Origin of the sequence: Kutzneria chonburiensis, from assembly GCF_028622115.1 — a bacterium.
GTDB lineage: Bacteria > Actinomycetota > Actinomycetes > Mycobacteriales > Pseudonocardiaceae > Kutzneria > Kutzneria chonburiensis.
The window spans coordinates 5,088,754-5,113,449 of record NZ_CP097263.1 but is presented as its reverse complement, the minus strand read 5'-3'; the positions used below and the strand labels follow the sequence as shown (position 1 = coordinate 5,113,449).

The window sequence follows — 24,696 nt, the reverse complement described above, 5'->3', positions numbered from 1 at the left end:
GGTGACCTTAGATCGTCGGTCGGCCACCCGTCTCGCCATTACCCGGACTTGCGTGCCTTCGGCCGCGGGATCCGGTGCCGGGCCACGCCGACCACCACCGGCTGCACGCTCCACAGTGGACCTTCGAGCTCCTGGCGGCCGATGTCGACCGGTTCGACGTCGTCGTCGCCGCGTCGCCGGGTCGGCGCGCCCTCGTAACGCAGTCCGGGCAGCAGGTGCTCATGCTTCATGATCACGCTGTGCGGGGCGACCGTGGTGTGCTCGCCGACCACCGCCCCGTACAACGGAACCGTGGCGTCGCCGAGGGTGGAATGTGCGCCGACCTTGACGTGACCGATCTTGAGCACGCGGTCCTCGAAGGTGTGCGCCTGGAACATGGCGTTCACCGTCGCGCCGTCGCCGAACTCCAGCATGTCCGGGTCGACGATCTGGGCGAAACCCTCGCCCAGCGCCACCTTCTTGCCGATCTTCACGCCGATCCACCGCAGGTAGATCGGCAGCAGCAGTGTGCCCTCCATCGCCGACAGCGGCTTGCCGGCGATGAAACCCCAAGCCACATAGAGGAAGTCCCAGCGGCTGCACCAGCACGACCACAGCGGGTGGATGCCCTCCTTGACCCGGCCGAGCAGGGCCCACTTCATCACCAGCACGGTCAGGCACAGGAAGGCGCCGGTCAGGAAGCTGACCGCCGGCACACCGAGCAGCAGAAACGCCGGCGTGTCAAGGAGTTCGTCGGCCTTGTCGATGCCGGCCGTCCACAGTGCCACGGCGGCCAGCGGGACCAGCGGCAGGGTGAACCGGAGCCACTCCCAGAAGTTCCGGTTGATCACGCGGATCAGTGACGGCTCGTGGGTCAGCGACCGGTCGACGCTGACGATCTCGCGCTGCGGCAGCTCGAACGGCGGATGGCCGAACCAGGAGGTGCCGGGCCGGATGAGCCGGTCGTCGGCCACCGTGGAGATGCCGATCAGGATGTCCGACGGCAGCTGCTGGCCGGCGGCGATCACGGCGTGGTTGCCGAGGAAGGTGTTGGCGCCCAGCTCGACCTCGTCCAGCACGACCGTGCCGCGCTGGATCCGCGGCCCGCACAGGTAGATGCCGTCGGCGAAGAACGTGTCGGGGCCGATGGTGACCAGCTCCGGGACCACGTCGATGATCGTGCTGATCTCGCAGCCGGAGCCGACCCTCATGCCGGCGGCGCGCAGCCACACCGGCCAGAAGATGCCGCCGGACAGCCATTTCCCGGCCGAGTCGACCAGGCCGGTCTTCAGCCACACGCGGATGTAGCCGAGGCTGTACCGGCTGATCGCGCCGGGCAGGACGGGTCCGAGCGCCCGGGCGGCGATGGCCTCCAGCGCGACTTCGTACACCAGCGAGAGGCACGCGCAGACGCCGAGTATGGCGAGCAGCGCGATGTGATCGAGCGGATTCTTCAGCGCCGTAAGGAGACTGTCGTAGGTCAGGCCCAGTTTGGCCACGAGGAAGCCGGCGACGAAGACGAACGGGATCGACAGCGCCAGACCGAGCAGGTTGCGGCAGAGGATCATCGCCAGGCCGTGGCCGCGCGGCGAGAGCGTGCGACCGCTCACGGTCGGCGGTTCGCCGGCCAGGCCGGCCGGCCTGGCCGGTGCGCCGTCCCAGCGTTCGCCATCGGGCACGGTGCTTCCCTTTGACAGATGGGACAACGGTGACAGCCAGGCGTTGCGGCCGACCCGGGTGTGCGGGTCGACGCCGGCCCGGATGTCGATCACCGCGCCGCTGTCGACCGTCACCGGGCCGATCACCACCTGGCCCTGTTCCAGATGCACGAGGCCGAGCGAGGCGTCCTGGCTGATCGTGACGTCGTCGCCGATCTCCAGCAGGTCCCAGCCGCCCTGCTGGAGGTTGACGCCGCGGTGGATGTGCACCCGCTCGCCGATCTTGGCGCCCAGCTTGCGCAGCACGACCGACGTGTACTCGGTGCCGGCGATGGTGCCCCACGGGATGAACCGCATGAACTGCCGGACCAGCCAGATCCGGACGTGGAACGGGCTCCACACCGGCGTGCGCACCGCTTTGTACTGTCCGATCAGGACCTTCTTGGCCCGCACCGCGATCTCGATGGACAGCGGCGTGATGGCCAGCCGCACCACGCTGAGCACCACCGGCGCGAGGAAGATCATGCCGGTCAGCGTGATCTGCGTGGCCACCCACGGCAGCGCCTGGAACGTGACGAAGTAGGCGATGATCGAGCCGAAGGCGAGCTCGAGCAGCAGCCACAGCGCCTGCGCGATGGTCGCGCCGATCACGTCGACGGTGTGTCGTTCCCGTTGATTGCCAACGATTTCCGTGTCCGGCACGGCCCGGCCGATCAGCTGGCCGATCGTGCGCGTCTCGTACAGGTCGCGCACGGTGATCGACGCGGTGGCGGAATTGGTGCGCAGCTTGGTGATCAGCATGGCGCCGTTGAGCGAGCTGCCGCCGAGGTCGGTGAAGAAGTCGTCGTTGGTGCCGGGCAGTCCGGGAAGTTGTAGCACGGCCTGCACGGATTCCGCGATGAACAAGGCAATCGGATCGGTCGGCGCCGGTTGCGTGCTGGTCGTGCGCTGCGATTTGAGCACGGGCAGCTCGGTGCGGCGGAGCTTTCCGCCGGCCGTGCGGGGAAGGTCGTCGATGATGCCGAATGCGCCCGGCATCATGTAGGTCGGAAGTGCCTTGCGCAGTTCGGCCTTGAGCGTCTCGACATGCGGCGGCTTGCGCGGATCGTCCGGAACCACGTGCGCGGCAAGCATTTCCGTGGCACCTTCGCCCTGCACGCGGCAGGCCGCTTCGCGGATGCCGGGGCACTGGGCCAGCACGGCCTCGATGGCTTCCAGCTCGATCCGGTAACCCCGCAGCTTGACCTGCGAGTCGATGCGGCCGTGATAGAAGAAGGTGCCGTCCGGGTCGGCGTGCACGAGGTCGCCGGTGCGGTAGATCCGGCCCAGCTCCGGGTGGTCGACGAACTTCGTCTTGGTCAGCTCCGGCTGGTTGAGATAGCCGAGCGCCAGCCCGGGGCCGCTCATGCACAGCTCGCCCTTGTCGCCCGGGGCAACGGGTTTCAGCTGTTCGTCGAGGGCGTGGGCGCGCATGCCCGGCACCGGACGGCCGATCGCCACCGCCTCACCGGGCGCGATGTCCTGCCGCATGCACGTGACCGTGCACTCGGTCGGGCCGTAGCCGTTGACCATCCGGCGGCCGCGCGACCAGCGTTCCGCCACATCATCCGGCAGCGCCTCGCCGCCGACGTACAACAGTCGCAGGTGCAACAACTCCGTGCGCGGATCGGCACAACCGGTGGCGCGCAACAGGGTCGGCGGCGGGCAGAGCACGGTGATCCGCTCATTGCGCAGCCAGGGCACCAGATCCGGGCCAAGGCGGGCCGTCTCGTCGTCCATCGAGACCACCGTGGCGCCGGTGGCCAGCGCCATCCAGATCTCCTCGATCGAGGAGTCGTAGGCCGGCGAAGACCCTTGCGCCACACGGTCTCCCGGCCCGAGGTCGAACTCCTCGACGTCCCCGCCGACCAGGTTGGCGGCGCCCCGGTGCTGGATCATCACGCCCTTGGGGCGGCCGGTGCTGCCCGAGGTGTAGATGATGTACGCGACGTCGTCGGGCGACGGCGGTTCGGGCAGCGGCAGCGCCGGCGTGGTCAGCGGCAGGTCGACGCGGATGATCGGGCCGGGATAGCCGATCTGGCTCGCCCGCTCCGCGCCGGCCGCGTCGGTCAGCAGCGCCCGGGCCCTCGAGTCGCTGAGGATGTGCGTGACCTGGTCGTCCGGGAACGCCGGGTCGATGCACACGTAGGCGGCGGCCGAGCGCAGCACCGCCAGCTGGGCCACGTACAGGCGCGGCGTGGTGCGCCCCAGCATGATCGCCGCGACCGCGCCGCGGCCGACCGCCAGGTGCACCACGCCGGCCAGCAGCTCCGACTCGTGCTTGAGCTCCGCGTAGGTCAGCGTGTCGCGGGCCGGTCGGGACGCCGCCGGCGGCACGTCCACCGCGACGGCGTCTCCCCAGCGCACCGCTGCCTGCGCGAAGAACTCGTGCAGGACGGTCGGGCGCTCAGCGGTGGACGACATTGAGCATGGACAGCAGGTGGTCCGCCAGCATCGGGCGCAGCTGCTCGCGCTCGTCCTCGGTGCGGTACCGGAAGCCCTCGATCCGGCCGCGGCAGGCGCTTTCCCCGCAGTGGCAGTCGAACGGCTCGGCCATCTCGTACTCGGTGCTCTCGTAGTGGAACGTGATCTCCTGCCACGGCTCGATCGGCCGCAGCGCGAAGAAGTCCCGGCCGCGCAGCTGGGCGTTGGGCGCGCAGCTGTGGTTGGTGAACCGCCAGAAGAAGCGGTCCATCAGCTCCTCGGGGGCGTGCCCGCCGGGCAGGTCGAGGTGGATGCCCGCGCCCACCTGCACCGAATAGCGGGTCGGCTCCTCGGTGATCTGCCCCTCCACCGCGAATAGCCGGCTGCCGGCCGGGAAATCGCGGAGCGCGACAAGTTTGAATTCGCTGTCCGCCCGTACGACCGCAAATCCGTCCGTGGCTGTCATCACCGGGTCCTCCCTGCTCGTTTCCGGTGATGAGTACGTGTCGGCTCGGCCCGCCGGTTCACCGGTGAGCAGGTGTTACATCCGGAAATCGGCGGCAGATTGACTATTCGGCCGGTATCCCGACAGCCGCGGTGGCCGGGCCGCCGTCGGTCGAAGCTGTCGATCAGCACCTGGTGAGCGCGCCGGCGTGGCGGGCCGGCGGCGTACCGGGGCGGCCGACCGCGACTTTCGCGGCGGCCGCCGCGGTCGGCCAAGACCGGCCACCCAGGGGTGTGCCGGCAGCCAGGTGACGTGGGCCGGCCGGCGTACCGGGTTGGTCAGCGCCGCTGGTGGCTCGCCCGCGGAGAGGTGACGGGGCGGCTAGCCGGGAGGTATGCCGATCGCGCGGGCGGCGTGGGCCAGGCGACGGATGCCGTCGGTGAGCACCTCGGGGGGTGCGCCGGCGAAGGTGAGGCGCAGGTGTGGGGCGGGTGGGTCGGCGGCGTACCAAGGACGGCCGGCGGAGACGACGACGCCCTGGGCAGCAGCGGCGGTGGTCAGGGCGAGGTCGTCGACGCCGTCGGGGAGGCGAAGCCACGCCTGCATGCCGCCCCGAGGAACGGTGACGGGGTGAAACTGGGGGAGCTCGGTGGCGACGGCGGTGAGGAGGGCGTCGCGCCGGGCTTTGAGGGCGGGGCGCAGGGAGGTCAGGTGGCGCTGCCACGCTGGCGATGACAGGAATTCTAGTGCTGCTAGCTGTAGGGGTCCGGCGACGAAGAAGTCGTCCATGACTCGGGCCGAGCGCAACCGGGCGCCGGCGGCGCCGCGGGCGCCGATGGCGGCCACCCGTAGTCCGGGGGCGGCGGTCTTGGTCAGCGAGCGCAGGTAGATGACGTGTCCGTGCACGTCGTCGGCGGCCAGCGGGGGCGGCGCGGTGCCGTCGATGACCAGGTCGCGGGCATAGTCGTCCTCGATGAGGAACGCCCCGAACTTCGCTAGCACCGCTAGCACCTCCGGTCGCCGCTCACGGGACAGCACGGCCCCGTGCGGATTGGCGTACAGCGGCTGGCAGTAGAAGACCTTCGCGCCGGTGCGCTCGAACGTCGCGGCCAGCAGATCCGGCCGGACACCGTCGGCGTCGGCCGGCACCGGCACTACGCGAAGGCCGGCGCTTCGGGCTGTCGCGATTGCGCCGAGATAGGTCGGAGCCTCGACCAGGACCGGGTCGCCGGGACCGGTCAACGCCCGGAAGGCCGTCGACAACGCCGCCTGGCCGCCGGGGCACACGACCATGTCGCCGGCCCGGAACGCGCCGCCGGCCTCACGGGCGAACCACGCCCGCAGCTCTTCCCGGCCCTCGACCGGACCGCGCGCCCAGGCTTCGGGCCGCCTCGACACCCGGCCCAATGCAGCCCCTAGCGCTGCTACCGGTTGCAGCTCCGGATCGAGATAACCGCCCGACATCGGCACCTTGTCGAGCTCCGGCAGGGCCAGCAGGTCACGCAACGACTCGTCGCCCGGCGGCTTCGCCCCCAGCGCCACCGACTGCCACTCCAGGTCCGGCACCACCGCCGTCGGCCGCCTGGCCGCCGCGTAGGCCCCCTTGCTGGCCCGGACCTCGATAACACCCTCGGCGGTCAGCCGGCGCATCGCGTGCTGCACGGTCACCGGCGACACCCGCAGCTCAGCCATGATCTTCCGGACCGACGGCAGCCGTCCGCCCGGTCCCACCTGGTGGACGGCGGTGCGCAGGAGTCGGATAACACCCTGCTCTGCGTTATCCTCATTCATGAGAGCCAAGGATAACGTTACTGCCCCCGGTCGGGTAACGTCCGGCATCGCGCTCGGCGCGCTCGGGGTGCTGGCCTTCAGCCTCACCCTGCCCGTCACCAGGTACTCCGTTGCCTTCCTCGACCCGTGGTTCATGTCGTTCGGCCGGGCCGCGGTCGCCGGTGGGTTGGCTATCGGCTACCTGGTGTTATCCGGCGTGCCGCGCCTCGCGTGGACCCGGTCCGGTGCTCGAGCAGCCTTCCCCGCGTCCCGGTCGGCTGCCGGTCAGTCGGTATCCGTGCTGGTCAGGCGGCCAGCGGTCGGCTTTCAGTGGCCGACCGCCGCCCAGCTGCGGCGACTGGTCGTGGTGGCGTTCGGCGTGGTGATCGGCTTCCCGACGTTGACTTCCATTGCCCTGACCCAGGCGACCGCTGCCCACGGGGCCGTGGTCATCGCGTTGCTGCCGGCGGCCACCGCCGTGTTCGCCGTGGTGCGTGGCGGCGAGCGGCCGTCGCCGAAGTTCTGGCTGGCCGCCGGCGCGGGCTTCGCGGCGGTGCTGACGTTCGTCGCCGTCTCCGGCGGCATGGCCGGCGGCTTTCGGGCCGCCGACCTGTGGTTCCTTGCCGCCGTAGTGGTGTGCGCACTGGGCTACGCCGAGGGCGGCGTCCTCTCCCGTGACCTCGGTGGCGCTCGGACGATCTCGTGGGCGCTGGTTCTGGCGCTGCCGGTGACGATTCCGGTCGCCGTCGTCAGCGCCCACGGCCTGGCCGCCGCCCCGGCCCTGGCCTGGGCCGGCTTCGCCTACGTGGCGGTGATCTCCCAGTTCCTGGGCTTCTTCGCCTGGTACGCGGGCCTGGGCCGCGGTGGCGTGGCCCGGATCGGCCAGATCCAGGCCATCCAGCCGGTGCTGACCCTGGCCTGGTCGGCCTTGTTGCTGGGCGAGCACATCGACGTCGTCACGGTGGTGGTGGCGCTCGTCGTGCTCGGCTGCGTGATCCTGACCCAGCGGGCCAGATGAGTCAGCCGGTGTCGACTAGGCCGCCGGCACCGGTTGGGGTGCCGGCGGGCCGACGTAGCGGGCGGCGGGTCGGATGACCTTGCCGCCGCCGGCCTGCTCGAGCACGTTCGCGGACCAGCCGATGACCCGGCTGGCGGCGAACGTCGGCGTGAACATGGAGCGCGGCAGACCGCACTGCTCCATCACGACGCCGGCGTAGAACTCGACGTTGGCGTACAACTGCCGGCCGGGTTTCAACTCGGCCAGGATCTCGACGATCCGCCGCTCGACGGTGACGGCGAAGTCGGCCAGCTCGGGCGCGAAGCCCCGGGCCGCCAGGTTCAGCGCGATCTCCCGCAGCATCCGGGCCCGCGGGTCCTCGGTGCGGTAGACGGCATGGCCGAAGCCCATGATCCGGTCGTCGGCCGCCACCTTGTCACGGGCCCACGCGTCGATCTTGTCCGGGGTGCCGATCTCGTCGAGGCTGTCCAGCGCGCGGTCCGGGGCGCCGCCGTGCAGCGGACCGACGAACGCGCCGATCGCGGCGGACACCGCGGAGACGACGTCCGAGCCGGTCGACGCCACGACCCGGGCGGTGAACGTGGACGCGTTGAAGCCGTGGTCCACGGTCGAGACGAGATAGCTCTGAATTGCCGATTCCTGGTTTTCGTCCGGGACCTCGCCGGTGACGAGATAGAGCCAGTTCGCCGCCGCGGACAAATCCGCACGAGGCTCCAGCGCCGGCAAACCGGACCGCAGTCGGTACAGCGCGGCCAGGATGGTCGGCGTCACGGCGCTGACCAGCAGTGCGTCGGCCCGTCGGCGCGCGGGCGTCGCGTCCCACACCGGTGGCAGGTCACGAGCCGCGCCGATCAGCGACAACGCCGTGCGCAGTCCGGCCAGTGGATTGAACTTCTCGCCGGCTTTGGCAATCGCCGGCAACACCTCACGCACCTCGTCCGGCAGCGGTCGTAGCGCGGCGACCTTTTTTGCAAAGTCGACTCGTTCGTCGGCCTCGGGCAGTCGGCCCTCCACGAACAGGAACCAGACGTCCTCCAGCGTCCTGGTCCGGGCCAGCTCGATCGCGGGGTAGCCGCGGTAGTGGTAGAAGCCCTCGGCGCCGCGCACGTCACCCAGCTCGGTGGTGGTGACCACGACGTCGCGCAGACCAGCCGGTACGTCCATCTCGACCTCCATCTCGACTGGATCCACTGTTGATTTGACAATCCACTATTGTCAATGTTGATACAGTCAACATAAAATGAGGAGTCGCAGGTCATGGCCGGCGCGAGTGACGAGCGTTACCTGACCACTGCCCAGGTGGCGCACCGGTTGGGCGTGAAGGAGACGACGGTCTACGCCTACGCCAGCCGTGGCCTGCTGCGCAGCCACAGGCTGGACGGTCGTCGCGGTAGCTTCTTCCGACAGGACGAGATCGACGATTTCGTCGCGAAGGGCCGTGACACCCGGCAGGCGTCCGGCGCGGTAGAGCGGATCCGCACCGAACTCACGCTGCTCGACGACGACCTGCTCTTCTACCGCGGCCGCAACGCCGGCGAACTCGCCCTGACCGTCAGTTTCGAGGCGGTTGCCGGACTGCTCTGGACCGGCGAACTCGACCAAACTCGAAATTTCCCCCGATATGACTCACTGGTCCAGGTCGTACGAACGGCACTGGCCGCGCTGCCGGCCAGGACCGGCACGGTCGACGCGATGAAGGTCGCCGTCGCGGTGCTCGGCGCGGTCGACCCGCTCCGGCTCGACCTGTCCACGCCGGCCGTCGTCCGGGCCGGGCAGAAGATCATCGGCGTGCTGGCCGACGCCCTCCCGGGCGACGGCGAAGCCACCGGCACGTTGATCGCCCAGCGTCTCGTCAACAAACTCGGCGGCCGCCCGGTCGACATCGGCCTGCTCAACATCGCCCTGGTGCTGCTCGCCGACCACGACCTCGCCGTCTCGACGGTCGCCGCCCGCGTCGCGGCCAGCGCCCGCGCGCACCCGTACGCCGTGGTGTCCGCCGGGCTCGGCGCGGTGGACGGCCGCTACCACGGCGTGCAGAGCACCCTCGCCTACCGGTTCCTCGCCGAGGCGATGGACAACCCGCTGCGCGCCGTCGCCGAGCGGCAGCGCGCCGGCGGCATCCCCGGCTTCGGACACCGCATCTACCGCGCCCACGACCCCCGCGCCGACGTGCTGCTCGGCCTGCTCCGCAACCATCCGGACGCCGCCGACGTGATGGGCACCGTCGACGCGGTGATCGTCGCCGCCGACACCTTTCCCAACGTCGACCTGGCGTTGGCCGCCTTGATGCACGCCTACGGCATGCGTCCCGACGCCGGCGAGACGATCTTCGCCCTGGCCCGCACGGCCGGCTGGCTGGCCCACGCCGTCGAGGAGTACGGCGAGCCGGGACTGAGGTTTCGGCCACTCGGCGTGTACAGCGGCGTCCGCCCGGAGCGATGATCGGCCATGCGTTCCGCCAAGGACTTCTTCCGGCCGCTCGCGGTCGGCGCGCCGCAGCCGCTGCGGGAGATCCCGTTCCGGCCGTCCCGGATGATCCACTTCTTCGACCCGGGCAACGAGAAGATGGCCGCCAAGGTGCCCGACCTCGTGCCCAAGGTGGACGTGCTGCTCGGCAACCTCGAGGACGCCGTGCGGGCGGACCGCAAGGAGGCCTCCCGGGCCGGGCTGGTGGCCGTGGCCAAGGCCACCGACTTCGGCGACACGCAGCTGTGGACCAGGGTGAACAGCCTTGACTCGCCGTGGGGTCTCGACGACCTGCTCACGCTGGTCACCGAGGTCGGCGACAAGCTGGACGTGATCATGGTGCCGAAGGTGGAGGGCGCCGAGGACATCCACTACGTCGACCGGTTGCTGGCCCAGCTGGAGGCCAAGGCCGGCCTGACCAGGCCGATCCTGGTGCACGCCATCCTGGAGACGGCCCGCGGCGTGGCCAACGTCGAGGAGATCGCCGGCGCGAGTCCCCGCATGCAGGGCCTGTCGCTGGGCCCGGCCGACCTCGCGGCCAGCCGCCGCATGAAGACCACGCGGGTCGGCGGCGGCCACCCCGGCTACCTCGTGCGCACGGATCCGGTTGGCGACGACCTGACCGCCGGCCGGCAGACCTACCAGCAGGACCTGTGGCACTACACCGTCGCGCGCATGGTCGACGCCTGCGCGGCGCACGGGATCCTGCCGTACTACGGGCCGTTCGGCGACATCCGTGACGTCGTGGCCTGCGAGGACCAGTTCCGCAACGCCTTCCTGCTCGGCTGCGTCGGCGCGTGGAGCCTGCACCCCGTGCAGGTCGACATCGCCCGCCGGGTGTTCTCGCCGTCGCCGGAAGACGTGGCGTGGGCGCGAAAGGTGATCGCCGCGATGGGCGACGGCACCGGCGCGGTCATGATCGACGGCAAGATGCAGGACGACGCCACGGTCAAGCAGTGCCGCGTCGTCGCCGAGCTGGCCGACGCCCTTGCGGCGCGTGATCCCGAACTCGCCAAGGCGTACGCGGAGGCGTCCCATGAGTGACCTGCGGCCGCGCCGGTCGGCGCTGTACATGCCGGGTGCCAACGAGCGTGCCCTGGAGAAGGCCAAGACGCTGCCGGCCGACGCGCTGATCCTCGACCTGGAGGACGCCGTCGCCCCCGACGCCAAGCCGGCCGCGCGCGAGCGGGTTTGCGCCGCCGTCGCGTCCGGGGAGTACGGGCGGCGCGAGCTGACGGTCCGGGTCAACGCCTGCGACACGGTCTGGCACGAGGAGGACGTGCGGGCCGCGGCCAAGGCCGGCCCGGATGCCGTGGTCGTGCCGAAGGTCAACTCCGCCGCCGACGTGCATGCCGTCGAACGGATGCTGGAGCAGGCCGGCGCCCCGGAGCGGACCAAGATCTGGGCCATGGTGGAGACGCCGGTGGCGATCCTGCACGTCAAGGAGATCGCCGCCGCCAGCAGCCGGCTGACGGTGCTGGTCATGGGCACCAACGACCTGGCCAAGGAGCTGCACGCGCAGCACGTTCCCGGCCGTGCGCCGCTGCTGACCGGCCTGTCGCTGTGCCTGCTGGCCGCGCGGGCGTACGGCAAGCAGATCCTCGACGGCGTCTACAACGACGTGCAGGATCTCGACGGTTTCGCGGCGGAGTGCCGGCAGGGCCGCGAGTTCGGCTTCGACGGCAAGACGCTGATCCACCCGAGCCAGCTCGCGCCGTGCAACCAGGCGTTCGCGCCGTCCGAGCAGGAGGTCGACCGCTCCCGGCGGATCATCGCCGCCTTCGAGGAGGCGACCGGGCGAGGCGACGGCGTGGTCACCGTTGACGGGCGGATGATCGAGAACCTGCACGTCGACGACGCCCGCCGGCTGCTCGCGCTCGCCGACGCCGTCGAGGCGATTGGTTGAAGGCCGCCAGCCACAAACCGCCGCCGAGCACGAACCACGGGTTCCACAGCACCAGGCTCCAGAATCGCTCGTCCGCACTGACCTCGGAAATCCCGGTCAGCAGCGTGACTTCGACCAGCACGCCGCGGGCCACCAGGATGGCCCCGGCGAACTGGCCGACCCGCTGCCACGGGTGCCGGAGCAGGCAGAACGCCGCGCCGGCAACCAACACCGCGGCCACGCCCCACAGTCCGAACAGGACGAACCAGGTCGGCCGCTCGGCGGCCAGCGAAGCGCCGGCCGAGGCGGCGAGGCCGATGCCCCCGCCGACTGCCCAGTAGACGTGCAATGCCGCGAACAGCGCGCACCAGCACGCCGCCAACTTCCCCCACATGTCCAGTGATACTAGACGGATCTGAGGTGTCTAGGTACGGTAGACGGATGCCGGTTGACCGTGACCTGCTGCGCGATGCCCGCGCCGCCGCCGACGCGTGGGCCGAGGCGCAGGATCGTACCGAACTCGCCAAGGCCGACTACCACCATGCGGTGCGGCGGCTGCACCTGGCCGGCGCCTCGCTGCGCGAGATCGCCGACGCGCTGGACATCAGCCACCAGCGGGTGCACCAGATGATCGACGAGGCCGGCGGCACCGAGGGCTGGAAGCCGCGGCTCAAGGTCGGCGACTGCTCGTTCTGCGCCTCGACCGCCGACGAGGTCGACCGGCTCATCGCCGGCCCGGGCGTCTTCGTCTGCGACGGCTGCGTGCGGCGGTTCCGCGCGCAGCCGCCGCTGACGTCCAGCACGGCCGAGTGCTCGTTCTGCGACCGGCCGGCCGCTGAGGACGGCTGGCTGGCCGAGCAGGCGGGCGTGCGAATCTGCGACCGCTGCCTGGAGTTCTGCGACGAGGTCCTGGCGACCCAGGGCTGAGGTCCGGCCCGCCGGGACGGGTTGACTACTTCTCGGCCACGCGGGTCGCCGTGCTCGTTCCGTTGGCCTTGGTGGCGACGATGCCGACCTTGTCGCCGGTGTGCACGTCGCCGATCGCGGACTGCTTGCCGCCCTTGCGGACCTTGGTGTCGCTGGTGATCGTGTACGTGGCGGTGAAGCCGTCGTCGCTCTTCACGCTGATCGACGTGGCGCTGACCGCCTGCACCTCGCCGCGCTGCACGTCCACGACCTTGTGGTCCTTGCCGTTCAGCGTGACCTCGCCGTGCGCGACGTGGCCGAGCAGCGGCCGGTGCTTGGCCTTGGCCTTCGCGGGTGCGGAGGAGGACGACGCGGTCGGGCTGCTGGTCGGTGTGCTGCTCACGGCGTAGGCCACGCCGCCGCTCGCCACCAGGGCCACCACCGCGGCGCCGGTGATCAGTGCCGTCCTGGTTCTGGGTGTCATGACACCACTGTGTGGCATCAGGCTGAACCTGGCCTGAAGCCTGCATGATCAACATTTTCCGGGCTGCACTAGGGTGTGCGCCGTGGCCGAGGTCGACTACTACGAACTGCTCGGAGTCCCGCGCGGCGCGTCGGCCGCCGAGGTGAAGTCGGCCTACCGTGCGCTGGCCAAGGTCATGCACCCCGACGCGGGCGGCACCGCCGGCACGTTCCGGCTGCTCCAGCTCGCGTACGAGACGCTGACCGACCCCACCCGGCGGGCCCGCTACGACCTCGGCGACCAGCCCGAGCCCGCGCCGGCCGCCGCGCCGCGGACCAGAAGACCGGCGCCGCGGCGGATTTCGGCGACGACCCGGACTACGTGCCGAAACTGCCGCGGCTCGATCCGCGGGGCATCCCCTGGTGGCAGCTGGTCGACGTGCGCGAGCGGGTGCGCTTCGTGCCGCAGGTCGGACCCGGTCACGCCCCCGTCGTGGTGGCGCTGGCCAGCCTGATCCTGTTGCTGTCCATCCTGTTGGCGATCAACCTGAGCCCCTTTTTACTGGCCGTCGTGCTGCTCCTGCTGGCCGCCGCCGTGGTCGTGCTGGTCCGCATGGGCCGGGGTTTACTGGCCGCCAAGCGCGAGCACCAGTCGTTCACCGCCGAGATCGGCACCAGCAAGTCGTTCGGCCTGCCGGGGGACCGGGCCGAGAAGCTGACCGCCGAGCTGCTGGCCAAGTACCTCACCCGGCTGCCCGGCGTGCGTATCTTCCACGGCCTCGGTCTGCCCGACTCCGTGTTCGCCGATGTCGACCACGCCGTGCTGTGCGGGCACCGGCTCGTGTTGATCGAGTCGAAGCTGTGGCTGCCCGGGCACTACGAGGTCGACGAGGTCGGCGCGATGTGGCGCAACGGCCACCCGTTCCGGGGCGGCGCGGTCCGGCTGGAGGACTCGATCGACGCCTTCGAGGAGCTGCTGCCGGGCGTCGAGGTTCGCGGCGCCGTGCTGATCTATCCCAGCCGGGCCGGCGAAATCTCCACCGGCGACCCGGATGACGCCCTTGCGCCGCCGATGAGCCCGCAGCGCTTCGTCGCCGAACTGGGCCAGTGGCTGGCCGCCGATCCGTCCACTGTGGACCGTGACGTGTTCAGGACTGTGCTGGACCGGGTGGTGTCCTGAGTCGGCGATAGGCCGGGCGCAGCAGGTCGGCGATCCGGTCGCCGCGCAGCTCCAGTGGCAGCGGGGGGAGCTCTTCCAGTACGGCGTCGGGCCGCTCGACGGGCTCGGCCGCCGCGACCGTGACGGGCTGCTGCCGTCGCCAGAAACCCTTGACCGGGGCGGTTTCCCGGGTGGTGCGGCGGAGTTCGCCCAGCCGGGACAGGAGTTCGTCCCGGCCGCGGCCACGCCAGGCCAGCGCCTGGAAGGGATCCTGGTCGAACATCTCGGCCAGCAGGTGGCAGACCGCGGCGAGATGCGTGCACGGCATGTCCCACGTGTCGCAGGTGCAGTCCATGGCCAGCTCACGCAGATCGTCCGGGAACAGCCGCAGACCGAGGTCGGCGAACATCTCGTACGGCACCTCGCCGGCCAGCAGCCGCGCGGTGTAGAGCGCTTGGGCGGCAAGGGCTTTCTCGACGGAGTTCCACTCGGGCTTGGTGAACGCCTTGATGCCGATACGGCACCGGTGCGTCTTCGACCCGTCCTGGACCTGGGCCACCACCACGCTGGTGGACAAGGACATGCTGAGCACCTGCCCGGCGCGGGCGGCCAGACGTCCTTGGCGCAGGCGCGAAGCCATGCCCAGGGATTCGAGGACGGCGACGAACTGGCCGCCGAGGCCGCTACTCACCGACGGCCTCCGGGGCAAGGGTGATGAGCTCGCGGAGCTCGCTGGTGGACATCTCGGTCAGCCAGCTTTCGCCGGCCCCGACGACTAGGTGCGCCAGCGCCCGCTTCTCGGCGATCAACTTGTCGATGCGTTCCTCGAGCGTGCCGACGCAGACGAACTTGCGCACCTGGACATCCCGCCGCTGGCCGATCCGGAACGCCCGGTCGGTGGCCTGGTCCTCGACCGCCGGATTCCACCAGCGATCGAGGTGCACGACATGGTTGGCGGCAGTGAGATTCAGCCCGGTGCCGCCGGCCTTCAGCGACACCAGCAGCACGGAAGGCCCGTCGGGCTCCTGGAAACGGGCGACGAGCTCGTCACGGGCCCGCTGCGGGGTGCCGCCGTGGAGGAACGGAACCTCGATGCCGAAACGGCCGGACAGGTGCCCGACCAGCATCCGTCCGAACGCGACGAACTGGGTGAAGCACAGCACCTTGTCCCCGTCGGCCAGCACCTGCTCGACGATCTCCTCCAGCCGTGCCACCTTGCCGGAGCGGTCGGCCACCGGCGAGCCGTCGCCGAGCAGCTGGGCCGGATGGTTGCACACCTGCTTGAGCTTGGTCATCGCCGCCAGCACGAGGCCCTTGCGTTTGATGCCACGGCTTTCGCGGATCCGGCCGAGCATGTCGTCCACCACGGCCTGGTACAGCGTGGCCTGCTCGGCGGTGAGGTTGCACAGCTGGCGCACCTCGAACTTCTCCGGCAGGTCGTCGATCACCGTGCGATCGGTCTTCAAGCGCCGCAACAGGAACGGCCCGGTGATCCGGCGCAGTTTGGCGGCGGCGTCCTGATCGCCGAAGCGCTCCACCGGCACGGCGAACCGCGCGCGGAACGTGTTCTCGGTGCGCAGCAGTCCCGGGTTGAGGAAGTCCATCACCGACCACAACTCGGCCAGCCGGTTCTCCACCGGCGTGCCGGTGAGCGCGACCCGGTGCCGGGCCGGCAGCGCCCGAACTGCCTTGGCCTGCACGGAAGAGCTGTTCTTGACGTACTGGGCCTCGTCGAGCACGACCCGGTCCCAGTCCACTTCGGACAGAGTGGCCACGTCCCTGGCGACCACGCCGTACGTCGTGATCACGAGATCGTGCCGGGCCAGCTCACGGCCGTCGAGCCGGTCGTCGCCGTGATGGATGTGCACGGACAGCGTCGGCGCGAAGCGCTCAGCCTCCCGCTGCCAGTTGCCGACCACCGACATCGGGCACACGACCAGCGTCGGCCCGCGCCCGGCGGTCGACACGGCCAGCGCCAGCAGCTGAACTGTCTTGCCCAGGCCCATGTCGTCGGCCAGGCAGGCACCGAGCCCGACCCGGTCCATCAGGCTCAGCCACGCCAACCCACGCTGCTGGTACGGCCGCAGCGTCGCGGCGAACTCGGCCGGCGTCTCCACGGGTTCGAGCCGCTTGTCGGCATGTTCGGACAGTAGCGACCCGAGCCAGCCCTCGGCGTGCACATCGGTCACGGGCAGCGGCAGGTCGGCCTGCTCGGCCCACAGCACCTCGCCGGCGGTCATGCGACCGTGACCCGACCGGCTCAGGTAGTCGAGACCGGCTGCCAAACGTTTGCGGTCCAGGTGAAGCCACCGGCCGCGCAGCCGAACCAGGGGCACCTTGGCCGCGGCCAGCGTGGCCATCTCGGCCTCCGTGAGTGGCTCGCCGCCCAGGGCCAGCTGCCACTTGTAGTCCACGAGCAGGTCGAGGCCCATGCCGCGCTCGCGGCCGACCGTCGCGATGGCCTGCGGACTGCGGGCCGACAGCCGCAGGCCGAGATAGCCCCACTTGGCCGGCAGCAACACGGCGAAGCCGGCCTGCGTGAGCAGCGCCGCGTCGAGCAGAAAGGCATGCGCGCCATCGGCATCGGTCCGCAACTCGGCCGGACGGGCCTCGCGCAGCAGCTTCTCCAGGCCGCGATGCAGCCGGCTGGCCCGACCGAGATCGGCCAGCAGCTGCCCCTGCGGATCGTCGATCCACCGGTACAGCACGTCGTCGTTGCCGTGCCAGATCTGCTTGGCCGGCACCAGCACGCTCGGGTCGTCGACCGACTGCAACAGCACTTCCAGCAGCCAGAAGTCGTCGTCCTCCAGATCGGGCGAGCTGAGCCGGAAACACGTGCGCACCGGGCTGTCCGACGCCGCGCCCGCCCGCCACGCCTCCAGGGGCTTTTCCAGGCCAGGGAAAGACTTCGGCTCGCCGGTCAGCGCCGCGAGCCACCGGTCCAGCTCCGACCGCCCGCGGCTCAGCCGCATGCCGTCAAGCCGTTGCCGGACCGTGGCATCGACGACAGTGTCCACTGTAGAGTGCAGGATCGTGCCGGTGTCGGTGTCGAGCGACTCCGCCCGGCAAGCCGGCGGCATCGCCCCCGCCAGTGCCACGAATCGCGCTGAGTCCACACCGGACAGTACGGCCCGCCAACGGGATTCCTCGTCCGGCACGACACGCCCGCGCGACACGAGGTCCTCGGCGAACGCGGCGACGTCGGCCAGGAACCGCACGGTGTCGCTGTCGTCCGGCAACGTGGCGATCACCGTGGAATCCACCACGCTCACCGGCACCTGCCACGGCCGGAGTCGCTGCCCGTCCGACGGATCGGTCGAGGCCAGCGGCCCGGATTCGGTCGATGGCAACGTGATCGTGCGAACCTCGGTCGTGCCGTAGGGCGCGACGGCGAACGGGTGCGTGTCGCTGTCGGCGGCGCGGGGCAGGTCAGGATCCTCCGCCCACAACGCCATCCGGCCGTCCGGGCCGCACAAACCGTGCAGCAGCAAGTCAGTCGACCGCCAGCTTGGCCAGGATCCGGTCCAGCTCGGCGAGATCGTCGGCCGGCAGCGCCAGGAAGGGCTCCGGCGGCGCGTTGAGGATGGCGGTGGCCTTGGCCGCCTCGGCCGCGCCCTTCTCGGTCACGGTGACGATCTTGCAGCGGCGGTCCTCGGGGTGCCGCGTGCGCTCGACCAGGCCGCGATCCTCGAGGAAGTCGACCACCAGTGTGGTGTACGGCTTGTCGGTGGCCAGCGCGTCGGTCAGCTCGCGCATGGTCATCGGGCCGCGGGCCACCTTGTACAGCGCCTTGATCTTGATGAAACTCATGTCCAGCACCTGGCAGACCTCGGCCCGGCGGTCGTGCTGCTCGAGCACCAGCGACCGCATCGCCTGCCAGGCCCGGCCGGCGGTCTCTGTGGTCATGAGGTGGTCACCGGAATCCTGGGCTCGTCGGTCTCGAAGGTCGCCGCCGCGGTGTCGGCGGTGCGCCGAGCCCATCGGCTCGTGGTCAGGATACCCATGGCCAGAACGATCACGCCGCAGCCGACCATGATCCACCAGCCGAGGTGGCTGGCCGGCGTGAAACCGGTTGCAAACGGGCCGGTCACGTGCGAGGTCACCACCGAGCCGATGATCGCCACGCCCAGCGCCACGCCGAGCTGTCGGCTGGTCGACGCCACCGCCGCGGCCACGCCGGCCTGGGCGCGGGGCATGCCGGACACCGCCGTGTTGGTGATCGGCGCGTTCAGCGTGCCGAAGGCGATGCCGAACGCCACGTACGGCAGGAACAGCAGCGGCAGCGGCCAGTCGGCCGTGAGCTGGGTGAGCAGCAGCCCGCTGACGATGAAGCCGATACCGGCGATGACCAGCGGCAATCGGGCGCCGCGCTGGGCAACCACCCGGCCGGTGATCGGGGCCAGCACCGCGGTGATGGCGGCGGACGGCAGCGAGAACAGGCCGGCTTCCATCGCCGTCAGGCCGCGGACCTGCTGGAGGTAGAGCGCGTTGAGGAACAGGTAGCCGGCCAGCGCGGCGAAGCCGCTGATCGCGATCAGGGTGGTGCCGGAGAACGGGATGCTGCGGAAGAACCGCAGGTCGAGCAGGGGTTCCTGGCGGCGCGGCTCGTACACGGCCAGGCCGATCACGGCCAGTGCGGCCAGCGCGAAGCAGGAGATGATCTCGGGCGAGCCCCAGCCGTGGCCCGGGCCCTCGATGATGCCGTAGGTCAGTCCGGCGAACAGGATGATCACCAGCAACTGTCCTACCGGGTCCAGTTTGCGGGCCTTCGCCGCGCGGGACTCCGGCACGAACCTGGCGGCCAGGACGATCGCCAGCAGGCAGACCGGCACGTTGATCCAGAAGATGGACTGCCAGCCGGCGGACTCGACCAGCGCGCCGCCGACCAGCGGGCCCAGCGCCATGCTCAGGCCGACCACGCCGCCCCAGACGCCGATGGCCCTGGCCCGCTCGCGGGGCTCGGTGAAGGTGTTGGTGATGATCGACATCGCCACCGGGTTGAGCATCGAGCCGCCGACCGCCTGGACCATCCGGAAGGCGATCAGCAGGCCGGCGTTCGGGGCCACGCTGCACAGCAGCGAGCCGAGGCCGAACAGGGTGAGACCGGTCTGGAAGGTGCGGCGGCGGCCGATCCGGTCGCCGGTCGAGCCGGCCAGCATCAGCAGGCTGGCCAGCACGAGCACGTAGGCGTCGATGGTCCACTGCAGGCTGGACACCGAGGCCTGTAGGTCGCGCTGGATGGCCGGCAGGGCCAGGTTCACGATCGTGTTGTCCAGGCCCACGATGAACAGGCTCATGCAGCAGATCGCCAACACGAGCTGCCGCCGGCGACGGCTGAGCTCCGGCACACGTCCCCCTCGGGGTAGTTCTACGACTGTAATAGTTATGAGCGTACAACTATCCCGGCGGAAGTGGAACAGTGAGGCCGTTCACGTCCGCAAGCAACGTCGCTTTCATGGCGTCCGGCGCAGGTGGCGCAGCCCCGCTTCAGGTAGACCCGGGGGTTCACGTCAAGGTGGGCGGCCCAGTCCGGGCGGTGCTCGCCGCGGCTGTGGGCGTGGCACGCGAGGGCGTAGCCGTACATCGGCTCGGTCAGGTAGCCGAGGCGGCGGACCTGGCGGCGCTGGTGGTCCTGGCTGACGTCGAAGCAGGCGTTGGCGGCGAAGATGCCCAGTCCGAAGTGGACCGTCAGCAGGTCGGTGAGCGGCTCGTGGTCGTCGTGGTCGTAGCGGCCGTCAAGGAGGACGTGGCCGAGTTCGTGCGCGACCGTGGCGACCAGCCGGTTCGAGGTGAGCGTGCGGTCGAGGGCGATCACCGGGCGGCCGTTCTCGCGCCGGTAGTGCCCGGCGGCGCCCTTCGACCGAACGGTGAGCCCGGCGGCGCGGGCCAGGTCGTCCTCGTTCGAGTCGCCGTACAGCTCCACGGTGATCGTCTTCGGGTCGATGTCCATGAGCTGGCAGAGCCGACCGAAGACCTCGTCGCCCAGCTCGGTGATCACGGCGCGTGGTGGGCCGAAGGCGGTGCGGAGCCAGGCCAGCGACTCCTCGATCCACTGCTGTTCCCGGGGATTCACCGGGCAGGTTGCGGTGAACAGCGGCACCGGAAAAAGGTAGCGTGAGCCGGCTCGCGGGGGAGGGGAACGACCATGATCGACTGGCTCAACCAGGTGCTCTTCGTGCTCGGCGACGACCAGGTGTCGGTGGCCGAGCTGCTCGGCTTCGTCACCGGCGGCGCCTGCGTGCTGCTGACCGTGCTGGCCCACGTGGCCAACTTCCCGGTCGGCATCGCCAACAGCGCCTTCTTTCTTGTGTTGTTCGTGTCGGCCCAGTTCTACGCCGACGCCGGGCTCCAGGTGATCTACATCGTGCTGGGCTTCATCGGCTGGTGGCAGTGGGTGCGCGGCGGGCCGCGGCGAACGGCCCTTGAGCCGACGCAAGCAACTCCTACGTTGCTTGCGGGCTGCGTCGCCTTCGTGGTGGTCGGCACCGCCGGTCTGACCGTCCTGCTGACCGCCGTGGACGACGCCGCGCCCTTCTGGGACGCCCTGACCACCGCGATCTCGCTCGCCGCGCAGTTCCTGCTGAACGCCAAGAAGATCGAGAGCTGGTGGTTCTGGATCGCCGCCGACGTCATCTATGTGCCGTTCTACCTGGTCAAACGGCTCGATCTGACGGCAATCGTGTACGTGCTGTTCCTCGGGCTGTGCGTGCTGGGGCTGCGCCAGTGGCGGCGAACGCTGGTGCCGGCATGACCTACGACCACGGCCTGGTGCTGGGCAAGTTCTATCCGCCGCATCTCGGGCACCACCATCTCGTACGGACCGCGGCCGCCCGTTGCCGCCGGCTGACGGTGCTGGTCGAGGCGGCGAGCGTGGAGTCCATCCCGCTGGCCGATCGGGTCTCGTGGCTGCGTCAAGTGCACCCCGGAGTACAGGTGGTCGGCACCCGCTGCGACGTGCCGGTGGACATGGCCGACGAGCCGATCTGGGCGGCCCAGGTCGCGGTGATGCGCGCGGCCCTCGGCGACACCTCGATCGACGCGGTGTTCACGTCCGAGAAGTACGGCGACGAGCTGGCCCGTCGCTTCGGGGCCGAGCACGTGCTGGTGGATCCGACCCGCTTGGCCGTGCCGGTGTCGGCCACCGCGATCCGGGCGGATCTGGCTGGGCAGTGGGACTTCCTGGATCCGGTGGTCCGGGCCGGGCTGGCCACCCGGCTGGTGTTCGTCGGCGCAGAGTCGACCGGCACGACCACCGTGTCCCGGCTGGTCGCGGAGGCGTTTCAGGCGCGGGGCGGCGTGTGGGGGCGCACGCGGTGGGTCGAGGAATACGGCCGCGAGTACACGCACGTGAAGTGGCGCGCCGAGGGTGGTGAACTGGACGATCTGGTGTGGGTGCAGGACGACTTCGACCGCATCGCCGTCGAACAGCGTCGCCGCGAAGACACCGCGGCTGCCTCCGGTTCGCCGTTGCTGGTGTGCGACACCGACGCGTTCGCGACGGCCGTGTGGGAGCGCCGGTACATCGGGTCGTGGCGGCCGCGAGCGGGCGTCGGCGATTTCTACCTGCTCACCGACCATGTCGGCGTGCCGTGGCTGGACGACGGCCTCCGTGAAGGCGATCTTGCCGTCCGGGCCTCGATGACCGCGTGGTTCACCTCGGCCCTCCAGGAGTCCGGGCACGCCTGGGCGTTGTTGACCGGCAGCTTGGAGCAGCGGGTGGAGCTGGCGCTGAAGATCGCCGAGCAGACCCTGCGGCAGCGGGCGACCTTCGCCGAGCCGCTCGGTTGACGCTCGTCCCGGCGGCGGGGCATCATGCATCCATGATCTCCAGGAAGGACGACGCCACCGCCATCCGGTGAGCGCGCCTGTCGACCGGCTCCCCTTTGCGGCGCGGATGCGCGCGCTGGCGGAGCACGCACTGTTGTTGTCCGAAGCCGAGTACCGTTCCGTGCACCGGGAACTGGACGCCGGCTCCAGCTATCACCGCCACCTCGCGTTGCACTATGCAACGGTTCGGCGGGACATTCCCGAGCTCGTCCGGGCGCTGCACGACCCCGTGTTGAGACGCCGCGCGCTGTCGGCGGCGATGCGGGTGCCCGTGCCGGACGAGGCGTTGGCCTCGTTGATCGATGTTGTGCCACGCCGGGACCGGCTGCTGGTCTACGGTCTGCTGAAACGATCCCGGCGGCGCGAGCTGGCCGATTCCTTGCTGCCCAAGGTGTTCTCGCTTCGAGGACGGGTGGAGGCATCGCGGCTGCTGCCGGCGTGCTCGCCGGCTGTGGTGGCGGAATGGCTGCCACGAACCGGTGCTGACCTGTCGGTGCAGCGGCAACTGGTCAAGACGGTACCCAAGGTCGTGCTGGGGTTGATCTCCGACGAGTCCCGCCCGATCCTGTTGGAAGCGTTGGTGGCACGAGAACCCGAGGCCGTCGGCCAACTTGTGGCGCGACACCCCGAACTGTGTCGGTCGGCGCGGCTGGCGCTGGCCGCGCTGCCGTCCACATCGGACATCGAGCCACTGATCGCGCGGCTGAGGGGCGCCGAGCGGGTCCAGGTGCTGGCGGCACTTCCGTTGCCGCAGCGGCGGCGTCTTGTCGACCAGCACAGCTCGGTCGATGAGGTCGCCACACTCCCGATCGAGGACCGTCGAATCCATGCCGCCGAACGGAAATACCTGCTCGCGGCGTTGCCGTTCGAGGAAGTGTCCGAGCAGCTGCTGCCGGCCACGATGCGTCCCCAGCTCCGCCTTCGCGCGCGGGCCTGGCACGACTTTCTAGCCTGCGCCGCGCGAAGCAGTGACGCCTCGGTGTTCGCCGGCGCAGTGGCGTACACGGATCGAGCGTGGCGGGACGCGCACTACGTGCGGACGGTGGTGCTCAACCAGCTGGCGTCGGCACCGCGACGGCTGCTCGATGCGGTCCCGGAAGCGTTGTGGCAGCGAATGATCGACACGATTTCCGCCCAGCTCGACAACTCGCGGGCGTCGCGGCGGGCGCTGCGCCGGCTGGTGGACCGCATCCGGCCGATGACCGCCACTCGGGCGGTCGAACTGGTGACGCGCGATCGTCGTAACGGCCTCAAACCCGAGGTGTGGGAACACATCGCCGGCAGCAGGACCGATCTTGTCGACGCCGTGCTGGACGCCGGCTGGCCCGGGCCGACTCGCCGGACCGGCCGTTGGAACGCGGCCCAGCAGGCCCGATACGAGGCCCAGGCGATCAGGCTGGCGATGGACGAGATGGCCGAGATCGGTGTGCGGGCCAGGGCGGTGACCATGATCCGTGATCAGCAGGTGCTGGCCACCCTGGTCGACACCGCGCCGCAATCGCTTGCCGTGGCGGCGATCCGTGGTACGCGCACGCAATCGGTGCTGGTGCGCTGCATCGAGTCCCGGCCCGGTCCCGTTGCCCAGGCGGCCAGTCGCGTGCTCGCGGATCTTGACGACGGCCGCTGGACCGCCGCATCCGTTGGCGGGTTGAAGGAACAGGCCCGCCTGCTGGCCGAGATCCGACCGCCGGACGCCGTGGACAGGCTGCTGGGCCTGTGGCGCAGTCATCACCGTGACATCAAAGCCGTTGCCGCCGCCTCGCTGCTGACTTTCCTCGGCGAGGATCCGCGGGCGGCCGTCGCCGTCGCCGAGGCCATGTCCGATGAGGATTCGACGGTTCGACAAGCGGTGTGGAAGAGGCCATCCACCTTGACCCGGGACCAGCTCGTGACGAGGGCACGGCTGATCGTCGAAGCGATTCGAAGCGGGCAGCGGGACGTCATCGATACCTATGCGCTGTGCTGGCGGCTCGCCCCCGAGGGCTTCGATCGCGTGGTCGAGCGAGCCGGCGGCCCTTACGACGCCGCGATTTCGGCGGCCGTCACCAACGCGATAGCGCGTGTCGCGGACACGGAGATCGGCGAACGGGTGGCATTGTCCCTGCTGGAACGGGTTGTCGGGGTCGGTGTCGACGTGCGGCAGTGGCTCGCCGACCACCACCAGATCGCCGTTGGCTCGGCGTTGTTGTGCCGAAGGCTCGTGGATGCCTACCTGCGGGTCGGCATGCCGAGGGCGGCGGCGGATCTCCTGTTCTCCCAAGCGGTCCAGACCCTCGACGTGTCCTGGTGGCGTGAACTGGTCACGGTCGTCGGCGATCGACCGGATCGCTTGCCCGGCCCGGTTTTCCTGTCATCCAGCGGCTGGAACGAGACGGCCGCCGTCGAGATCCTGGCCGAGCTGGCCGGAATCGGCGGCTATGTCGGCGCACGCCTCGAGGTGTGGCTGGTGGGATTCGGCGGCCGGCAAAGCGAGTGGACGCCGCCGTGGCGGGAGCGGCTGGCCGAGTTGCGGGCGCACGAGGACATCGACATCCGAGAGCTGGCCGGCGCGGTGCGCGTGACCTGATCATCCTGCTCTGATCGGCTCAAGGGAAGTGCCTTCGCGCACCAGGGCGACTTCCTTGAGCCCCTCGAAGGCCCGGCCCGGCCCCGGTACGG

The 24,696-nt window shown here is 70.3% G+C and carries 22 protein-coding genes; 11 read left to right on the top strand and 11 right to left on the bottom strand.

The window, feature by feature from the left end; genetic code table 11:
- Nucleotides 1-38: 38 nt before the first annotated feature.
- The 3 genes from M3Q35_RS22970 to M3Q35_RS22960 form a co-directional block, all read right to left on the bottom strand.
- Nucleotides 39-4,100, bottom strand: a complete 4,062-nt coding sequence (locus M3Q35_RS22970; protein ID WP_273944080.1) for a non-ribosomal peptide synthetase — start codon at nt 4,098-4,100, stop codon at nt 39-41.
- Nucleotides 4,084-4,566, bottom strand: coding sequence for an SET domain-containing protein-lysine N-methyltransferase (locus M3Q35_RS22965; protein ID WP_273944079.1), 483 nt, complete (start codon nt 4,564-4,566; stop codon nt 4,084-4,086). Before M3Q35_RS22965 ends, M3Q35_RS22970 begins: the two co-directional genes overlap by 17 nt.
- 360 nt (nt 4,567-4,926) lie before the next feature.
- Nucleotides 4,927-6,336: an aminotransferase-like domain-containing protein gene (locus M3Q35_RS22960; protein WP_273944076.1), complete on the bottom strand. Its 1,410-nt coding sequence runs from the start codon at nt 6,334-6,336 to the stop codon at nt 4,927-4,929.
- Here M3Q35_RS22960 and M3Q35_RS22955 point away from each other — a divergent pair.
- Nucleotides 6,335-7,333 carry a DMT family transporter gene (locus tag M3Q35_RS22955; RefSeq protein ID WP_273944075.1) on the top strand — a complete coding sequence of 333 codons (999 nt, stop codon included), beginning with the start codon at nt 6,335-6,337 and terminating at the stop codon, nt 7,331-7,333. The two genes, M3Q35_RS22960 and M3Q35_RS22955, sit on opposite strands and share 2 nt — an antisense overlap.
- A 15-nt stretch (nt 7,334-7,348) precedes the next feature.
- Here the strand turns inward: M3Q35_RS22955 and M3Q35_RS22950 are convergent, their stop codons facing one another.
- Nucleotides 7,349-8,497, bottom strand: a complete 1,149-nt coding sequence (locus tag M3Q35_RS22950; RefSeq protein ID WP_273944074.1) for a citrate/2-methylcitrate synthase — start codon at nt 8,495-8,497, stop codon at nt 7,349-7,351.
- A 93-nt stretch (nt 8,498-8,590) separates the two neighbouring features.
- On the opposite strand from M3Q35_RS22950, the gene M3Q35_RS22945 reads away from it, so the two are divergent.
- The 3 genes from M3Q35_RS22945 to M3Q35_RS22935 are packed head-to-tail and all read left to right on the top strand — an operon-like array spanning nt 8,591 to nt 11,705.
- The gene (locus tag M3Q35_RS22945) at nt 8,591-9,775 is read left to right on the top strand and encodes a citrate synthase (protein WP_273944073.1); all 1,185 of its coding nucleotides are present in this window, start codon (nt 8,591-8,593) and stop codon (nt 9,773-9,775) included.
- Nucleotides 9,776-9,781: 6 nt separating this feature from the next.
- Complete coding sequence (locus M3Q35_RS22940; RefSeq protein WP_273944072.1) at nt 9,782-10,843, top strand: HpcH/HpaI aldolase/citrate lyase family protein; 1,062 nt, start codon at nt 9,782-9,784, stop codon at nt 10,841-10,843.
- On the top strand, nt 10,836-11,705 hold the full coding sequence (locus M3Q35_RS22935) for an HpcH/HpaI aldolase/citrate lyase family protein (RefSeq protein ID WP_273944071.1): 870 nt from the start codon (nt 10,836-10,838) through the stop codon (nt 11,703-11,705). The genes M3Q35_RS22940 and M3Q35_RS22935 overlap by 8 nt, the downstream gene beginning before the upstream one ends.
- Here M3Q35_RS22935 and M3Q35_RS22930 read toward each other — a convergent pair.
- Complete coding sequence (locus M3Q35_RS22930) at nt 11,614-12,078, bottom strand: DUF3995 domain-containing protein (RefSeq protein ID WP_273944070.1); 465 nt, start codon at nt 12,076-12,078, stop codon at nt 11,614-11,616. The two genes, M3Q35_RS22935 and M3Q35_RS22930, sit on opposite strands and share 92 nt — an antisense overlap.
- A 47-nt stretch (nt 12,079-12,125) precedes the next feature.
- Between M3Q35_RS22930 and M3Q35_RS22925 the strand changes: the two genes are divergently transcribed.
- Nucleotides 12,126-12,611, top strand: a complete 486-nt coding sequence (locus M3Q35_RS22925) for a ClpX C4-type zinc finger protein (RefSeq protein ID WP_273944068.1) — start codon at nt 12,126-12,128, stop codon at nt 12,609-12,611.
- A gap of 25 nt (nt 12,612-12,636) precedes the next feature.
- Here the strand turns inward: M3Q35_RS22925 and M3Q35_RS22920 are convergent, their stop codons facing one another.
- A complete protein-coding gene (locus tag M3Q35_RS22920) occupies nt 12,637-13,074 on the bottom strand; it encodes a hypothetical protein (RefSeq protein WP_273944067.1) in 438 nt (145 codons plus the stop codon).
- An 82-nt stretch (nt 13,075-13,156) separates the two neighbouring features.
- Between M3Q35_RS22920 and M3Q35_RS48545 the strand changes: the two genes are divergently transcribed.
- Both M3Q35_RS48545 and M3Q35_RS48540 read left to right on the top strand, forming a co-directional pair.
- A complete protein-coding gene (locus M3Q35_RS48545; RefSeq protein WP_337960621.1) occupies nt 13,157-13,567 on the top strand; it encodes a J domain-containing protein in 411 nt (136 codons plus the stop codon).
- 56 nt (nt 13,568-13,623) lie between these two features.
- Nucleotides 13,624-14,232, top strand: coding sequence for a nuclease-related domain-containing protein (locus M3Q35_RS48540; RefSeq protein WP_337960620.1), 609 nt, complete (start codon nt 13,624-13,626; stop codon nt 14,230-14,232).
- On the opposite strand, the gene M3Q35_RS22910 is transcribed toward M3Q35_RS48540, so the two are convergent.
- Together M3Q35_RS22910 and M3Q35_RS22905 are read right to left on the bottom strand one after the other, a co-directional pair.
- On the bottom strand, nt 14,201-14,902 hold the full coding sequence (locus tag M3Q35_RS22910; protein ID WP_273944065.1) for an SWIM zinc finger family protein: 702 nt from the start codon (nt 14,900-14,902) through the stop codon (nt 14,201-14,203). The two genes, M3Q35_RS48540 and M3Q35_RS22910, sit on opposite strands and share 32 nt — an antisense overlap.
- Nucleotides 14,895-17,228 carry a DEAD/DEAH box helicase gene (locus M3Q35_RS22905; protein WP_273944064.1) on the bottom strand — a complete coding sequence of 778 codons (2,334 nt, stop codon included), beginning with the start codon at nt 17,226-17,228 and terminating at the stop codon, nt 14,895-14,897. The genes M3Q35_RS22910 and M3Q35_RS22905 overlap by 8 nt, the downstream gene beginning before the upstream one ends.
- Nucleotides 17,229-17,244: 16 nt before the next feature.
- Here M3Q35_RS22905 and M3Q35_RS22900 point away from each other — a divergent pair, with 16 nt between their 5' ends.
- Nucleotides 17,245-17,592, top strand: coding sequence for a hypothetical protein (locus tag M3Q35_RS22900; protein ID WP_273944063.1), 348 nt, complete (start codon nt 17,245-17,247; stop codon nt 17,590-17,592).
- 111 nt (nt 17,593-17,703) lie between these two features.
- On the opposite strand, the gene M3Q35_RS22895 is transcribed toward M3Q35_RS22900, so the two are convergent.
- Genes M3Q35_RS22895 through M3Q35_RS22885 form a run of 3 tightly spaced genes read right to left on the bottom strand, consistent with a single transcriptional unit; the run spans nt 17,704 to nt 20,311 of the window.
- On the bottom strand, nt 17,704-18,117 hold the full coding sequence (locus M3Q35_RS22895; RefSeq protein WP_273944062.1) for a MarR family transcriptional regulator: 414 nt from the start codon (nt 18,115-18,117) through the stop codon (nt 17,704-17,706).
- Nucleotides 18,114-19,559 (bottom strand): MFS transporter, encoded by a 1,446-nt coding sequence (locus M3Q35_RS22890; protein WP_273944061.1) that lies wholly within the window; start codon nt 19,557-19,559, stop codon nt 18,114-18,116. The genes M3Q35_RS22895 and M3Q35_RS22890 overlap by 4 nt, the downstream gene beginning before the upstream one ends.
- Nucleotides 19,560-19,594: 35 nt before the next feature.
- Complete coding sequence (locus tag M3Q35_RS22885; RefSeq protein ID WP_273944060.1) at nt 19,595-20,311, bottom strand: ImmA/IrrE family metallo-endopeptidase; 717 nt, start codon at nt 20,309-20,311, stop codon at nt 19,595-19,597.
- 45 nt (nt 20,312-20,356) lie between these two features.
- Between M3Q35_RS22885 and pnuC the strand changes: the two genes are divergently transcribed.
- The 3 genes from pnuC (at nt 20,357) to M3Q35_RS22870 (ending at nt 24,604) form a co-directional block, all read left to right on the top strand.
- Nucleotides 20,357-20,962, top strand: coding sequence for a nicotinamide riboside transporter PnuC (pnuC, locus tag M3Q35_RS22880; RefSeq protein ID WP_273944059.1), 606 nt, complete (start codon nt 20,357-20,359; stop codon nt 20,960-20,962).
- Complete coding sequence (locus M3Q35_RS22875; RefSeq protein WP_273944058.1) at nt 20,959-21,999, top strand: AAA family ATPase; 1,041 nt, start codon at nt 20,959-20,961, stop codon at nt 21,997-21,999. Before pnuC ends, M3Q35_RS22875 begins: the two co-directional genes overlap by 4 nt.
- A 67-nt stretch (nt 22,000-22,066) precedes the next feature.
- Nucleotides 22,067-24,604 carry a hypothetical protein gene (locus M3Q35_RS22870; protein WP_273944057.1) on the top strand — a complete coding sequence of 846 codons (2,538 nt, stop codon included), beginning with the start codon at nt 22,067-22,069 and terminating at the stop codon, nt 24,602-24,604.
- The last annotated feature ends 92 nt before the right edge of the window (nt 24,605-24,696 follow it).

Excerpts from the sequence above, each read along its gene's own strand:
- M3Q35_RS22970 (WP_273944080.1), bottom strand. The coding sequence starts at position 4,100 with ATGTCGTCCACCGCTGAGCGCCCGACCGTCCTGCACGAGTTCTTCGCG.
- M3Q35_RS22965 (WP_273944079.1), bottom strand. The coding sequence starts at position 4,566 with ATGACAGCCACGGACGGATTTGCGGTCGTACGGGCGGACAGCGAATTC.
- M3Q35_RS22955 (WP_273944075.1), top strand. The coding sequence starts at position 6,335 with ATGAGAGCCAAGGATAACGTTACTGCCCCCGGTCGGGTAACGTCCGGC.
- M3Q35_RS22960 (WP_273944076.1), bottom strand. The coding sequence starts at position 6,336 with ATGAATGAGGATAACGCAGAGCAGGGTGTTATCCGACTCCTGCGCACC.
- M3Q35_RS22950 (WP_273944074.1), bottom strand. The coding sequence starts at position 8,497 with ATGGACGTACCGGCTGGTCTGCGCGACGTCGTGGTCACCACCACCGAG.
- M3Q35_RS22945 (WP_273944073.1), top strand. The coding sequence starts at position 8,591 with ATGGCCGGCGCGAGTGACGAGCGTTACCTGACCACTGCCCAGGTGGCG.
- M3Q35_RS22940 (WP_273944072.1), top strand. The coding sequence starts at position 9,782 with ATGCGTTCCGCCAAGGACTTCTTCCGGCCGCTCGCGGTCGGCGCGCCG.
- M3Q35_RS22935 (WP_273944071.1), top strand. The coding sequence starts at position 10,836 with ATGAGTGACCTGCGGCCGCGCCGGTCGGCGCTGTACATGCCGGGTGCC.
- M3Q35_RS22930 (WP_273944070.1), bottom strand. The coding sequence starts at position 12,078 with ATGTGGGGGAAGTTGGCGGCGTGCTGGTGCGCGCTGTTCGCGGCATTG.
- M3Q35_RS22925 (WP_273944068.1), top strand. The coding sequence starts at position 12,126 with ATGCCGGTTGACCGTGACCTGCTGCGCGATGCCCGCGCCGCCGCCGAC.
- M3Q35_RS22920 (WP_273944067.1), bottom strand. The coding sequence starts at position 13,074 with ATGACACCCAGAACCAGGACGGCACTGATCACCGGCGCCGCGGTGGTG.
- M3Q35_RS22895 (WP_273944062.1), bottom strand. The coding sequence starts at position 18,117 with ATGACCACAGAGACCGCCGGCCGGGCCTGGCAGGCGATGCGGTCGCTG.
- pnuC (WP_273944059.1), top strand. The coding sequence starts at position 20,357 with ATGATCGACTGGCTCAACCAGGTGCTCTTCGTGCTCGGCGACGACCAG.
- M3Q35_RS22875 (WP_273944058.1), top strand. The coding sequence starts at position 20,959 with ATGACCTACGACCACGGCCTGGTGCTGGGCAAGTTCTATCCGCCGCAT.